General features: G+C 25.7%; 20 protein-coding genes and 1 tRNA gene. 3 read left to right on the plus strand and 18 right to left on the minus strand.

The window, feature by feature from the left end; all coding sequences use genetic code 4:
• Nucleotides 1–75: 75 nt before the first annotated feature.
• Complete coding sequence (locus AACK93_RS06080; RefSeq protein WP_339024150.1) at nt 76–234, minus strand: hypothetical protein; 159 nt, start codon at nt 232–234, stop codon at nt 76–78.
• Nucleotides 235–470: 236 nt separating this feature from the next.
• On the opposite strand from AACK93_RS06080, the gene AACK93_RS06085 reads away from it, so the two are divergent.
• Together AACK93_RS06085 and AACK93_RS06090 are read left to right on the plus strand one after the other, a co-directional pair.
• Nucleotides 471–1,247, plus strand: coding sequence for a hypothetical protein (locus AACK93_RS06085; RefSeq protein WP_339024151.1), 777 nt, complete (start codon nt 471–473; stop codon nt 1,245–1,247).
• A gap of 381 nt (nt 1,248–1,628) precedes the next feature.
• Nucleotides 1,629–1,832, plus strand: a complete 204-nt coding sequence (locus AACK93_RS06090; protein WP_339024152.1) for a hypothetical protein — start codon at nt 1,629–1,631, stop codon at nt 1,830–1,832.
• A 259-nt stretch (nt 1,833–2,091) separates the two neighbouring features.
• Here the strand turns inward: AACK93_RS06090 and AACK93_RS06095 are convergent, their stop codons facing one another.
• The 15 genes from AACK93_RS06095 to AACK93_RS06165 all read right to left on the minus strand — a co-directional run bounded on the left by AACK93_RS06095 (nt 2,092) and on the right by AACK93_RS06165 (nt 9,151).
• The gene (locus AACK93_RS06095; RefSeq protein ID WP_339024153.1) at nt 2,092–2,580 is read right to left on the minus strand and encodes a hypothetical protein; all 489 of its coding nucleotides are present in this window, start codon (nt 2,578–2,580) and stop codon (nt 2,092–2,094) included.
• A 231-nt stretch (nt 2,581–2,811) separates the two neighbouring features.
• Nucleotides 2,812–3,321, minus strand: coding sequence for a hypothetical protein (locus AACK93_RS06100; RefSeq protein WP_339024154.1), 510 nt, complete (start codon nt 3,319–3,321; stop codon nt 2,812–2,814).
• A gap of 276 nt (nt 3,322–3,597) precedes the next feature.
• Entirely contained in the window at nt 3,598–4,017 is a 420-nt protein-coding gene (locus AACK93_RS06105) for a hypothetical protein (RefSeq protein WP_339024155.1), read from the minus strand.
• A gap of 198 nt (nt 4,018–4,215) precedes the next feature.
• Nucleotides 4,216–4,500, minus strand: a complete 285-nt coding sequence (locus AACK93_RS06110; RefSeq protein ID WP_339024156.1) for a hypothetical protein — start codon at nt 4,498–4,500, stop codon at nt 4,216–4,218.
• Between the two features lie 267 nt (nt 4,501–4,767).
• Nucleotides 4,768–5,001, minus strand: a complete 234-nt coding sequence (locus tag AACK93_RS06115; protein ID WP_339024157.1) for a hypothetical protein — start codon at nt 4,999–5,001, stop codon at nt 4,768–4,770.
• Nucleotides 4,991–5,392 (minus strand): hypothetical protein, encoded by a 402-nt coding sequence (locus tag AACK93_RS06120; RefSeq protein ID WP_339024158.1) that lies wholly within the window; start codon nt 5,390–5,392, stop codon nt 4,991–4,993. Before AACK93_RS06120 ends, AACK93_RS06115 begins: the two co-directional genes overlap by 11 nt.
• A gap of 4 nt (nt 5,393–5,396) precedes the next feature.
• Complete coding sequence (locus AACK93_RS06125) at nt 5,397–5,645, minus strand: hypothetical protein (RefSeq protein ID WP_339024159.1); 249 nt, start codon at nt 5,643–5,645, stop codon at nt 5,397–5,399.
• A gap of 2 nt (nt 5,646–5,647) precedes the next feature.
• Nucleotides 5,648–5,791 (minus strand): hypothetical protein, encoded by a 144-nt coding sequence (locus AACK93_RS06130; protein ID WP_339024160.1) that lies wholly within the window; start codon nt 5,789–5,791, stop codon nt 5,648–5,650.
• A gap of 149 nt (nt 5,792–5,940) precedes the next feature.
• Nucleotides 5,941–6,321: a hypothetical protein gene (locus tag AACK93_RS06135; RefSeq protein ID WP_339024161.1), complete on the minus strand. Its 381-nt coding sequence runs from the start codon at nt 6,319–6,321 to the stop codon at nt 5,941–5,943.
• A gap of 33 nt (nt 6,322–6,354) precedes the next feature.
• Nucleotides 6,355–6,924 carry a hypothetical protein gene (locus AACK93_RS06140; protein WP_339024162.1) on the minus strand — a complete coding sequence of 190 codons (570 nt, stop codon included), beginning with the start codon at nt 6,922–6,924 and terminating at the stop codon, nt 6,355–6,357.
• 13 nt (nt 6,925–6,937) lie between these two features.
• Entirely contained in the window at nt 6,938–7,273 is a 336-nt protein-coding gene (locus AACK93_RS06145; RefSeq protein ID WP_339024163.1) for a hypothetical protein, read from the minus strand.
• A 327-nt stretch (nt 7,274–7,600) separates the two neighbouring features.
• Complete coding sequence (locus AACK93_RS06150; RefSeq protein ID WP_339024164.1) at nt 7,601–7,762, minus strand: hypothetical protein; 162 nt, start codon at nt 7,760–7,762, stop codon at nt 7,601–7,603.
• Nucleotides 7,762–7,983 (minus strand): hypothetical protein, encoded by a 222-nt coding sequence (locus tag AACK93_RS06155; protein WP_339024165.1) that lies wholly within the window; start codon nt 7,981–7,983, stop codon nt 7,762–7,764. Before AACK93_RS06155 ends, AACK93_RS06150 begins: the two co-directional genes overlap by 1 nt.
• A 2-nt stretch (nt 7,984–7,985) precedes the next feature.
• On the minus strand, nt 7,986–8,312 hold the full coding sequence (locus AACK93_RS06160; RefSeq protein ID WP_215826822.1) for a hypothetical protein: 327 nt from the start codon (nt 8,310–8,312) through the stop codon (nt 7,986–7,988).
• A 762-nt stretch (nt 8,313–9,074) separates the two neighbouring features.
• A tRNA-Cys gene (locus tag AACK93_RS06165) sits at nt 9,075–9,151 on the minus strand.
• A 118-nt stretch (nt 9,152–9,269) separates the two neighbouring features.
• On the opposite strand from AACK93_RS06165, the gene AACK93_RS06170 reads away from it, so the two are divergent.
• Nucleotides 9,270–10,381, plus strand: a protein-coding gene (locus AACK93_RS06170; protein ID WP_339024166.1) for an IS3 family transposase whose coding sequence is annotated in 2 segments (ribosomal slippage) — nt 9,270–9,513 and nt 9,513–10,381 — 1,113 coding nt in all. Because the reading frame shifts where the segments join, the coding sequence is not laid out codon by codon here.
• Between the two features lie 63 nt (nt 10,382–10,444).
• Here the strand turns inward: AACK93_RS06170 and AACK93_RS06175 are convergent.
• Nucleotides 10,445–12,853, minus strand: coding sequence for an ABC transporter permease subunit (locus tag AACK93_RS06175; protein ID WP_339024167.1), 2,409 nt, complete (start codon nt 12,851–12,853; stop codon nt 10,445–10,447).
• Complete coding sequence (potB, locus tag AACK93_RS06180) at nt 12,853–13,803, minus strand: spermidine/putrescine ABC transporter permease (protein WP_339024168.1); 951 nt, start codon at nt 13,801–13,803, stop codon at nt 12,853–12,855. The genes AACK93_RS06175 and potB overlap by 1 nt, the downstream gene beginning before the upstream one ends.

Below are 13,803 nucleotides of genomic sequence, written 5' to 3' on the forward strand. Positions count from 1 at the left end.
GTCGTTTAAAAACAACTTCACCAAAAATTGTAATAATTGTTCTTGATGCAAAATGAACTACTTTATAACCTTGTTTTAAGCGATAATGATATTTTTATATAAATATTCATCTAGTTTTTCGTATTCATTAGTTAGTTGTTCGCATTTGTTGGTGTACATATTTTTATGGGTTGTAAACAAACTAAACCAATGCTTGTTTTCTGAGTTTTTTACATTATTATTAATTTTTAGCATAATAAATTACCTTTCTTGATAGTAATTTTAATAAAGTTTGGTTAACTTATTTTTTTCTTTAATGAAAAATGTTTTTTAGAACTAATATTTAATATCCTGAAAAAAATGATAAAAATTCTTATTTGATTGTTTATAATTAATTTGTGTTAATTAAACTTTACAAACTTAAGAAAGGGTGTTGGTTACTTGATAAATTTTATTAATTAGGAAAAATTCACGAAAGAGATTTAATTAATATGAAAAAATTACTCAGTTTATTAAGCTTACTAATAATTAGTGGTGCCACAATGCCGATGGTGGTTGCTACATCCCCTTATCAACAACCAAATAATTTAGAAAAATTAAATACCGAGCAAATCCAAAATAGTAATTTAGAAACTTTAAGTAGAACAAAAAGACAAGATAATAAAAAAAGTATTATTGAAATTTCGGAAGTAGTTATTACAACAAATGGAAATGTTGAATCTTCTGGTGTTGCCTTAAATAACAAAGTTTATTTTGGTTCTAACAATTATAATGTATATGAATATACTCCTTCAACAGGAGAACAAAAAGTAATTATTAGAACAAATGATATGGTTTTTTCTTCAGGAGTTGTGTTAAACAACAAAGTTTATTTTGAATCTTATGATCAGAAAGTATATGAACACGATCCATTAGATTTAATTGAATCTGATATTATTTATATGAGAGATCATATAAAAAGAGGATTATATTTACAACACCAAAAACAAAACCCTAATTCTGAAATTAAAAATATTTTAAATATTAATTTAGAAAATTTAACAGTATCTGATGTTACTATAGAACAAACACAAAAAAATAAATCATCTAATTTAGAACAAGATCTTAATGATGTTTGTAAAGATTATAATTCAACATTTGTAAATAATAGTAGTATTGAACAAACTCAAAATACAGTTTCTTGTTCTAAACAATTAACAGAAACAAATACATTTCAAAAAATGAATAGATTTTCTAAATCAGAAACAACATCAAATACTGATAATTAAAGTGCGAATGTAAATACTAAAGTTACAGCAAAATCTACTATAAAAGCCGGTATACCACTTGTTGCAGAAGGAAAAGTTGAAGTTGGAGTTGGAGTTGGTGGTGGTTATACATGAGGGAGTTCAAAAATTTATACTATAGGAGATGCTTCAAATTCTTCTAGCACAGAAATTAAAACAACGACAAACACCACAACAATAACTGTTTCATCTCAACCAGTAAAAGTTCAACCACATAGTAAAATTTCAATTTCTGTTACTTCTTGACAAAATAATATAGGACTTGTTTTAAGTTATTATCAAAAAGTTGAAGGCATTGTTAGTGCAGATTTTATTGATAAAAATAATAATGAATCCACAATTTCTATTTCAATTAAGAATGCTATGTTTAATTTATTAGAAAATAATATCTTACCTTCAAAAATAAAGATAAACGATGATGATCGCATAAATTTTTCTTATGATATTAAAAGTAAAAAAGAAATAATTATGCATCAGACTGAAATTGGAGAAGCTATTCCTTTAAGTTTAGATAAACAAAATATATCTTTTAAAGATAACACAACAAGTATAATTAATAAAGTATAAACACAGTTTGAAATAAAAATATTAAGTCTTTTGGGAATAATCACTTTAATTAGAACAAATATAACAAGTTTAATATCTTATTAAAAAGTAAGAAAAATATTCAAACCAGTAATTTTAATTAATTAAAATTACTGGTTTTATTTTGTTAAAATAGAAAAAATGAAAAAGTTGTTTAAGAAGAGTATTGTCATAATGAAAAACCATCTTTCTTGGAAAGAAATTTTAACATTTTATACATTTTTATTAATTAAATAATGAATTAATTGTTGTCTTTTTTTGTATGAAATTTTTTAATATGAAATCTGTTTGAACCCTGATAACTATATTCTTGTATTGTTATTTTTACATCTTTAATTTTTTTAGCAATATAAAAATATTCAATATTTGTTTCTTGAAAATCTTTATCAAAAAATTCTCTTTCTTCTGGGGTGCTGTTTTCTTTTTTATAATTATAAATTTCTTTAATTTCTTTAAATACTGGTTCGTTTGTAAAGACAGCAAACCCTCTAGTGTTTTCTCCATAATTTTTTATTTCCAAAGGTAATTGTTCTTTTACTGAGTCAATATTAATATATACCGGGTCACTACCTTTTTTATATAATGATTGTAAATAACTGTTATTTATTTCTGAAAATTTTAAGTCATATGTTTTAAATTGAACTTGTTGTATTTCGCTTTCTTTTTCAGAACATCCAACTATTGGTAATATTGTTAATGTCAAAAGAGCTATTATATTTAAAATTTTCATTATTTTAACTCCTTTATTACTTTATTTTTTCAATTATATATATATATTACACGAAAATCCTTAATATCATTAGAAAAATAGCAAAACCGATTAAAAATTGAAAGGTATAGTAAAAAGTTGGCACCGTTTTAAAAACTGGAAAAATGGCGGTTGAAAAGTTAACTGTTGCTTTTGCAATAATTGCTAACGGGCGTAAAATTGTAATGATTTGTGACGCTGTCAGCGTTTAGTTTAGCATTTTAATACCAGCCATTTTGAATGGGCACATCCAATATCATTAAAGGTGGGTATTCATCGCCCTGAATATTTGCAATTTGCTGGCTGAATTAAGTCATCTCATTCTGAGTTGGTGGAACCATCAGGAATAAAGGCTGTGGAATTTAAGACATTAAAGTCATAAATTTTAAAATTGTAATTAGAGATGTTGCCTTTGTGATAAAGTGGAAAAGTTAAGGTAAAAATATTAATACCGTAGCGAATATCAATATCGGTATTGAGGTAATTAATACTGTTAGCGAGTTTGTTGGTCGGCAAGGTAATCAATTTATTATCATAGGATTTAAGGACATTAAAATCAATTTGATAAATGCTATTGTTGTTTTTAATGACATTATAATTTTCTTGGTGCGTTTTTTTATCAAAAGTAAAAAAACTTCGTAGTAATAATTCCAAATTACCAGCAACATTAATTAAATATTTTTTCGGATAAAAGGTAATTAACGAACGATAAAAGAACCCCATTTGAATAAAGTAATCTTTGTTATAGTTGGTCTACGCCTTTAAAATCAATTTCGGTATGAGTTTTTTTGTCCATGTCAAAAGTAGCGTAAAATAAACTAGCAAAAAAGTTGCCAAGGATTTCGTAAATTTCGTCAAAAACATTTTTGTAATCGCTGTTGTTAATATTAGGAATGTTGTTTTTAAAATAAAGGTAAATGTCGTTTTTTAATTCAGAGTCGTATCTTAAAAAACTAAATTTAACATTAAGATAATTTAAAGTTCCAAAAAGGTACTTAATTAGATAATAATCGTTGGCATTTGCCGTGTCATATTTTCAGATTTCACTTTCACCGTGTAATAATTGTTTCCGGCAATTAGACTTTTGTTAAATGCCTTAATTTTCAAAACATTCTCATTTACTATATTTTTATCATTAGAAGTTTTATGATAAAAATAGCTCTCGTCCTTAAAACCGTGATTTTTAATCGTAAATTCTTTGTAATAACTTTTTTCTAAGGTGTTAATGAAATTAAAAACTGGTGTTCAATAAAGATAAGAGTAATTGAATTTGTCAAAATCACCCCGATGAATCATTAAATAATCAAGATTATCAACAACATCTTTATAGTTATGGCTACCATCAAATTTGGTAGTTTTTTCTGGTAAATCAATATCAGTCGAGGGTTTGGCTTTCAATTGTGCATCAAGTTCTAGCATTTTTCACCAGTTTCATGTTACACCGGAAAAAGTATCTTTTTGATACTCAAATTTTATTTTAATATTTTTTATTTTAATATTTTGTTTTTGTTCTTTTTCAACTTCTGTTCATTTTGTATTTATTTGTAATTCGTTAAGTTTTTTAATAATATTAACTTGATTTTGATTAATATAACTTTGAATTCGTCCTTTATTGTTCTATAATTCTTCTACAGGATTTATGGGTTTTATTCCTGATTGCTTCTCTATATCATTTAATGAAAATTGCACTTCGGTTTTTCACGCCGGTGCAGGCTTATAAGGGGCTTCATTTTTTCATATTGTAAATTCTGCTTCTGTTAAGTTAATTTCAGATACTTGATTACTTTGTCTTTTGTTTCTAATTAGTGATTGTGTTGTTATTTCATTATTGTTAATGTTTTGGGGAATAGTAAAAATATTATTGAAACTAATAATTAACACGGTAAATATTTTCATAAACATTTTTATCACTCCTTTTTAAAATATTTTATTTTTCGTTGGTCTTTTAGTTTTGATTTTTTTAATAAGTCACTCAATGCTACAGTTCATAATTACCGCTATTGTAATGCATATATCTAAATATCCTAGTATCATAAGCGAAATTAATGCTTCAAATTTTTCATATAATAATTTCAAATCATTAATTTCCAATTTTAAAAATGGAATGAAAAAGATAGTAATCATAAAAAAATGTAAGGTAAAATTCTCCATCAATATTTTTTTAAAGAATTAATTAGTTTGTTTGATTTCATTTTTCAAGACTCTTTTTGCTTTAATTTTTTGAATAATCAAGCGGATGAATTTTTCAAATTTAAGTGCAAAATATATTGCTCCGCCTCATCAAAAAACAAATATTCCTGCTAGCATAATACCACTATTGAATTTGCCAAAGAAATCAACCATTTCTTTATTCATAAAATTATTAAATTCATCACTTGTTCCGGTTATTCATTTAGTATCCATTGCTTGCTGTTAATGCAAAAATTAATAAACTTATAAAGATGAAAGTGATACTTAATACTATTTTTAACCACTGCTTTTTAAAAGAATTTTTAATTCTTAATTTTAATAGCATTTTTTCTTTTGAATTATCTTTTTTAAATAATTTTCCTAAAAGTTTTTTCATTTTGATTCTCCTTTCGTGTTTAAAAATTTTTAATTTTTGGTTTTTAATTATTAAGTCTGATTTTTGATTAATATGAATAGTATTTCACTTTTCTAATTCTAAAATTTCTTTATTTTTTTCCATTATTATGTATTTAAGAGTATTAACACTATTTTCTAATATGACATTAACAATTTTTAATTTGTCATTCTCTATTTCTAATTCTTGTTTTTTGGTTCATTTTTCCATTTTTTTACCCACCTTTAATTACAATAAATAAGGCAATAAGTACACAAGTAACACCAAGAATGGTAAAAATTGGGTGTTGCGAAAATGTTCGTGCCGTTGGTTTAAATAGTTCTAAAATTATTAAATTGCTAGTAATAAACTTTTGGAAATTGGCAAGACCTTCGCTAATATAATTCGTTAAAGTTTCAAAATGACTACCAGCTAATAATCCAAGAACAGTTATTAAGATAAAAATAATAATTAGTTTAAACATTATTAGTTACCTTGTTTTGTTTTTATTGGTTTTATTTGTTTTTTAGCTTTTCATCACGCACTTAAACGCCCTTTATTTTTAACAGCATATTGGCGTTGTTTTTCTAAATTAACTTGTTGACTACCAAATCCAAGAATAATTGCCATAAGAAATTCTACAGCCAACGTTAAGAATAGAAGAAATATTAATTGAATATTCGTTTCTGGTACTTCTAAACTTCAAATTAAGTCAAAGACACCTTATAAAGCACTTGAGCGAGAAATTCCGCCATTTTTGCGAAATTTTCCATTTTTTATTATTCCTTTTCTTTCATTTTTCTTAAAAATTTGCTAAATTTATCCATTTTTAAGTATTCTAAGTCTTCTAAATCAATTGCTGTGTCATTATAGTATTTATCTTCATAGTCAGGATTTACTTTTGAATTTAAGCAATCTCTTAAAAACGCTAGGTAAAAAGAATTGTAAGTGTTAAGTGTTGGTAAAGGAATTTTTAGTTTAAAAAAATAAATATCAAGTTCAGGAATATCACGGTATTTAATGCGACGACCCTTTTTACTATTTTTAGCATCAATTAAGGTGTTTCGTCAGCGTTCATATTCTTCAATGCTCGTAAAGGTACCATAGATGACTTTTAAGTAGGGACGAAAAATATTAACGGGTTTTTTACGAATGCCCACAATCACATTATTGGCAATATTACGAACTTTAACTTAAATATGTTTATCTCTTTGACCGCCAGCTAACACAATATGACCGAAATGTCGTGCCAGAGCGAAATATTCTTGAATACCGGTTTCTTCGTTTTTGGTATTATTTTTTTCCCAATCCGTTCCTTCTAAAAATAAATTGGTTTCATCTCATAACAGTAAGGTTTTGTCTGGCAACACCGGATAATCAAAGTCTAATAATCCCATATGACCTAAACTTAATTTTTGGGTTTCTAGTAATGGAAAGGTTGAGGCGATGTGATATTTCTTCTTTTTTAGTAATTTTGATGCGTATACTAGAAAAGCGGTTTTTCCAGTTCCTAATCAACCAATCACAATATTTAATGGTGAATTTTTTAAGAAATTAATAACTTTGTTAATTTGTGTTAAATTACCGATTTTAAAAAGAAAAATTAAAATACAACCTGCTAAAAATAAATAGCTTGTAATGTTTTTAAAATAATCGTTGTAAATATATCAAATTGCTCCGCAATGTCATAAAATTAGAAATGAGGTGCGATTCAATTCAATAAAATGGTTATTTTTTTCTATTATTCATTTGCAAAATTTCATCTTGCACCTCACTTTATTTTTTTGTTAGCGGACTGACTCTGACTGCGCCAAGTAATTTTTCAAACATTTTAAAACAAATAAAGAATATTGCCAAAATAAATGGAAAAATTAAGATTCCGTAGTCAGCAAAGAAGTTACCGATTTGTGGCATATTAACAGCAATAATTTCTCACATTTTAGTAAATGCTGTTATAATCGTATTTCATAATTTAGTCATTGCGTCACTAGCTGTTATTTTTGTTACTGCTGGTGCTTCTGTTAAGAAAGTTCCAATCATATAATCACCCCCTTTCTCTTTAAAACATTCATCATTTATATTCAAATTTTTTCTTAAATTTGTTAAAACCACGATTAACCTTAACACGATTATATTTTTTTCTAATTAATTTTGAATTTCTTTGGGAATGCATCACAATGTAATTTCTTGACATTACTTTTGTTTCTATCTAAATACTGATATGGTTTTCCAAAGTAGCATTAAAATAAATCACACCATAATCGCGGTTAAGAATCAAAAAGCAATGTTTGCTATTAAAAGTCAAAGCGGTGCTTTGGTTAAATCAATTTCTTTACCGTCACTAATATGAGTCGGAATAGTTATAATTTGAATAAATAAATTTCAGAAAGTTTGTTTAATTTATTCTCAATTAAATTCTTTTAAGTTTATTGTCATTTTTTATCGCCCAAAAATCATTTTTATTGGTAAATACATAATTGAAATTAGTGTGAAAAGAAAAGTAATGGTAATAATTAATCCGGCAATAAATGCAGCCTGTGCAGGCATTTTTTCTATCGAAACAAACAGTTTTAAGAATTCCATAATAATTTCTCAAAACATTATTTTTTATTTTCATTATTTTCTTTTGAATTAGGAGCTTTAACCCATTCTTCAAAGCGAGCAATAAATACTTTTTCATCTTTTGTGAAATTACCAGTATTATTTTTAATAGTGTTTTTATATTTAATTCGCATTTTTATTTTGGCATAAACTTTATAAGCAAAATATACCAATAGCATTATGCAAATGATAATAAATATTATTCCAATCGCAATATTCATTTTTAAACTCCTTTAAAATAGTTATAATTTATATCTTTTTTGTTGTTTTCTTTTTCAGCAATGAAAAAACCTAATAATTCTTGCCCCTTAATTAATTTGGTTTCTTTTTCTTTTTGATTAATTGAAATTATTTGATATTTACTATCTTTTATTATTCCGATGCAAATCGAATTTTCATATTTTCCTTTATAAACAAATCGCTTTGGAAACCAAATGCCGATTTGTTCATTAAATCACGGAATTTTTGGTGCTTTAATAAGCATTGCGTTTTGTGTTTCTTTTAAAAGATATTTTTTAGTATTTAAGAAAATGTTTTCAATGTTTTTCATAGTAAATTATCTTTCTTATAGATAAACTAAGTTATATATAACTAAGTTTTAGTTAACTTGGTTTTTTAAACACTTATATATCGCAGATTTAAGTATTTAATAAGCTTTGTTATTAAATTTTGTTTTTTAATTAGATAAAGATTTTAATAATTTTAAACTTAACATGCCCCTATATAGAAATTTCTACACTTTAATATCCGTATCCTGCCCTTGGAACTAATTTAATAGCGTGTATATTTTTAGGAAATCCACCCATTCATTTTTTTATTGCAAAACGAAACAAATTGCTATAGCTAATAGGATGTTATCTATCAACTGGTAAACTTCTTTTGGTTATGGCGACCACCCACAATTTATCGCGCTTTAATACATACCAACATTATTAATTCACTTGTATTTAATTTTCAAAGAACAAAATTTTAACACCTCATAAAATAAAAAGACAATCATTGCTGACTGTCTTAATACTTATTCAAATCTTTTGCCTACCTAACAAAACTTTATGCGTCCTAAAAACAACATTAAAATAATTTTTTACAACAAAAATCACACATAAGAAATATATACTTAATTTGCATGTTGAAATAATTCATAGTAAATGATTATTTTTTCTTTTTTAAAAAATACCTAAGAAAACTAAACTAAACGCGACTAACGCAACCTTCATATTTCATTACTTTAATTAGTAATATCACAAATCATTGTTTATTATCTATTGTTTAATTAAAAAATCACTGTTAAGTGATTTTACTTAATATTTTATGGAGGCACTGACCGGATTCGAACCGATAATCAAGGAGTTGCAGTCCAATGCCTTAAACCAGTTTGGCCACAGTGCCATATATACAATAAATATTATTACACATTAATTATAAAACTACAATGAATAGGCTACAATAAGTTGGACCATAATTATTATATAGACTTCGAAATTATTAAGAAAGAAGGAATATAAAAATGGGAAATAAAACCTCATACTCTGAAGAATTTAAAAAACAAATTGTCATGCTATACAAAAATGGCAAAAGTGTTATTAATTTAGGGAAAGAATATAATTTACCAAAACCAACTATTTATAGTTGAGTTAAAAATTATAATAATTCTGGTTCATTTAAAGCAAAAGACAATTGCATACTAGAAGAAAATGAAATAATAACTTTACGAAAAGAACTTAAAGACTTAAAAATGGAAAATGACATTTTAAAGCAAGCCGCACTGATAATGGCCAAAAAATAACAATAATTAATAGCAATAAGAAAAAATATTCGATAAGAAAAATGTGTAAATTATTAAATATTTCAAAATCCAATTACTATTATCAAATTAATAAATACACAAGGAAAATAGTGAATAATTATAATCAAGAAATTATCAGTGCATTTAACGAAAGCCGCCAAGTCTATGGAGCTCGAAAAATCAAAGTAGTATTAGCTCATAAAAGTATTAACCTATCTAGACACAAAATTAGAAATATTATAAAAAACAATAATTTGATATTAAAATACACAAAAACAAGACTTAAATGCAAAAATATTCAAGTAAATAATGATCCAGTAAATAACATTGTAAACCGAGACTTTAATAATAGAAAAATAAATGAAATTATCGTTAGTGACTTAACTTATATAAAAGTGGGTTTTAAATGATTTTATGTATGTCTCCTAATTGATTTGTATAATCGCGAGATTGTTGGTTATAGTTCCGGGCCAAATAAAAATACGGAGTTGGTTTATCAAGCTATTATGCGAATTACTAGACCATTATCAAAAATTGAAATATTTCATACCGACCGAGGTAATGAGTTTAAAAATAATATAATTGATCAATTATTATCTACATTTAAAATTCAAAGATCATTGAGTGCGAAGGGTTGTCCATATGATAATGCAGTTGCTGAAGCAACTTATAAAGTTTTTAAAACAGAATTTATTAATGGTAGAAAATTCAATGATCTTGCACAATTAGAATTTGAATTATTTGATTACATTAATTGATACAATAATCTTAGAATACATGGCAGTTTAAATTATTTATCTCCAGTTACTTTTAGAAAACAAATGTCTATATAAAAATTGTCCTAAAAAGGGTTGCCAATCCAAAATGACAAACTTGTTAGTTATCATTCCTTATATCTAATAACCACCTAAACCGGCACTTATTATCCGAGTATAGGAATCAGTAATATCTTTAATAAATTTATTTTGAAAACCAGCATCAGCAATTTGAATATCAGTAACTCACTTACCATTAATAAAATTAGCAACTGGTAAATAAATACTATCAACAGTTTTATATTCATCATTAATAATATCTTGTGTTGCTTTAAACAAAGACATATTATAACCAAATTCTAAAGATAACTCCGTTTGTACTTTATCTTGTAAAACAAATTGCAAAAATTTATACGCTAAATCTTTATTAGTACTATGTTTAGTAATCATCGCAACATCAGCTCAAACATTTGTTCCTTGCGGTGTTAAAACATCCATATTAGATATTCCTGTTGTTGTATCAATCTTTGGAATTGCTTTTCGCGGCCTAACACTTTTAAAATTACGATCACGAATATTTTGATTTTTATCATAAAACGAAGCGACAGCATCACCATTATACATTACAGCAATATCAAACAAACGACTAGAATTCGGATCATATGGCGCTGAAAGACTATTAACAATTTCATCACTTTGTAAAGTAACATTATTCTTGTAATTAACAATTAATTCCTTTAATAATTTTGTTGCAAATTCAACATCTTCTTTTCTCTCAGGATTAACTGTTTGATTAATTCTTTGAAATGCTAAACCATATAAACTACGAAAATCACTTAATGCAAAAACATTTTTGCCTTCTCGGGCAGCTTGTCATATCAATTCTCATGATACTGTTGTCGGATTTAAATATTCTTCTTTTTTTTCATCATTAGTAGTTAAAATTTCAACACCTTTTTTGATTAATCAGTTTTTAGTTTCTGGTTTTTCAAAGTTCAATAATATTGTTAAATCACCTCAAAAATAAGGAACAGCATAATCACTTAATAATCCCTTTTCTGTTTTATAACCAGGAACAGAAATTACTTTTTTAATGCCACAATCAAGATAAGTTCACAAATTATCTGCCGGCTTTGTACCATCTAAATCTGAACAACTATTACCACTAGAAACCTGAGCATTGTCAATTGGCATTAAGCGACTTCAATCCAATTTTTCAACCTTATCTTCAACAATAAGTCTTGAAGCCATATAATCAGAAGGAACAATAACATCATAATCGGTAGTAAACATTTTATTATATAAAACTTCATTCTTATCATAAGTTTCTACTTTCATCTTAATGTTATATGCTGTTTCAAATTTTTTCACAACCGAACTATTAATATATTCTCCTCAAATTCCTAATTTAAAATCATAAAGGTTATTTTGTACATAAACGAATGTTAAAGCTCCTAATGATGTAAAACTTAATGTCATAATAATAATTGCTCGTCAAGGTCAACAAACTAATCAATAATATTTCTCTCTTCTTTTCTCACTAATTCGTTCTTGTCGTTTATCGCGACGAATAATTTGTGCTTTTTTAGATTTAATTCATAACTTTTCTTTATCTACTTTAATTTCTAAATGAAAAATTTTTCGTTTTAATTTTAAAATATTAAGATTTTTTACAAGATTAAGATTATTTAACTGCAAATATAACTGCAATAATTTTCTTTCACTATTAATAATAATTTTATCCCGATATTTTTCTGTTAAAATTTTATGATTTCGCGACTTAATCTGCTTACTAACAATGGTATAACAATTTCAACTTAAAACTAAAATTGCAACAATTGAAATTAATATTGTGCCAAAAGCATTAACAACTGGCGTTAATCGTTTTAAAGTATAAATATATGTGGCAACATTAGTTACATTGCCACCAGTAAAATAAGAAATAATAAAATCATCAAACGACATGGCAAAAGAAATAACACTAGCAGCAACAATAGCTGGTCAAATTAAAGGTAAAATAACTTTTCTTAAAGTATATCTCGGACTAGCACCTAAATCCAATGATGCTTCAATAATTGATGGGTGAACTCTTTTTAATCTTGGTAAAACCGTAATAATTGCATAAGGAATATTAAAAGAAATATGCCCTAAAATTAAACTAAAAAGACCAAAGTTAAAACCCAAAGCCATAAATAACATCATTAACGATACCGCAGTAACAACATCAGCATTAATTAAGGGAATATTAGAAATATTTAATGTTAACGATTGCGTTATTTTTTTAGCTTTACTAATGCCAATGGCAGCTAAAGTTCCAATAATAACTGAAACAATTGTTGAAATAACCGCTACTAACAAACTAGAAATAATTGATTCAACAAACAACCGATCTTGAAAAAATTTTTCATATCAAGTTAATGAAAAATTACCATTAAAATGCGTTAAACTTCGTTCATTATTAAAAGAATAAAAAATTAAAATACTAATTGGAACATAAATAAATAATAATACTAAAAGTAAATAAGAACTTTTAAAGATTTTTTTAATCATTATTTTGTTCCTACCTTACCATAAATTTTTTTTCCTAATAAGCGCAACACAATAACTAATAATAAAATTATAAATCCTAAAAATACTGAAATTGCGGTTGATAAACCAAAATTAGCACCTTGAAAAAAATATGCTTCAATAATAGAAGATATTAAAGTAATTTTTTCTTGTCCCATATACTTAACAACAATTAAACTTGTTGCCGCTTGTAATAACATAAAAATAATTCCGGTAATAATTCCTGACATTGAATAACGAAAAGTAATTCTTCAAAATGTTTGATAAGAACTAGCACCTAAATCTTTGCTCGCTTCAATTCAACTACGATCCATTTTATCCAAACTATTAAATATAGGAATAATAACAAAAGGAATAAACATATAAATCATTCCAATAACGATTGCTATTGGTGTTCCTAGTAAATACACATTAGTTATTCTTTCAATTAAATCAAACATTGTTTTTAAGCCAATAGTTTTTACTAACATATTAATTCAAATTGGCAATGTTACTAATATTCAAATATTTTTTGATACTAATTTTGACTTTGAAAAAGCCATTAAATATGCTACTGGATAACCAATAAGAATGGCAAAAAAAGTCGCAACAGTTGCATATAATAGTGAACGACCTAATGATGCCAAAAATGATTGCTCATAAAAAAAACTTTTAAAATTATTTATTGTAAAATCAAAAATTAAAATATCATTAGTAGGACTAATTAGCGAATATAATAAGAGAATAAAAAGTGGCGCAACAATTAATAATATCATTAAAATAACATAAGGAATCATTAATGGAACCCAACTATTAGTACTTTTTTTAATAAAACGATTTTCCTTAATATTTTGTAAATTTTTTTTTAAATTTTTTTGTAATCATTGAAAACGAATTTTGACATTATGTGTTATCCGACTAAAAAAGTTATTTTTATCTTTATTTTTTTTCAT

Origin of the sequence: Spiroplasma endosymbiont of Agriotes lineatus, assembly GCF_964019485.1 — a bacterium.
In the GTDB taxonomy this organism is placed as follows: domain Bacteria; phylum Bacillota_I; class Bacilli_A; order Mycoplasmatales; family Nriv7; genus Nriv7.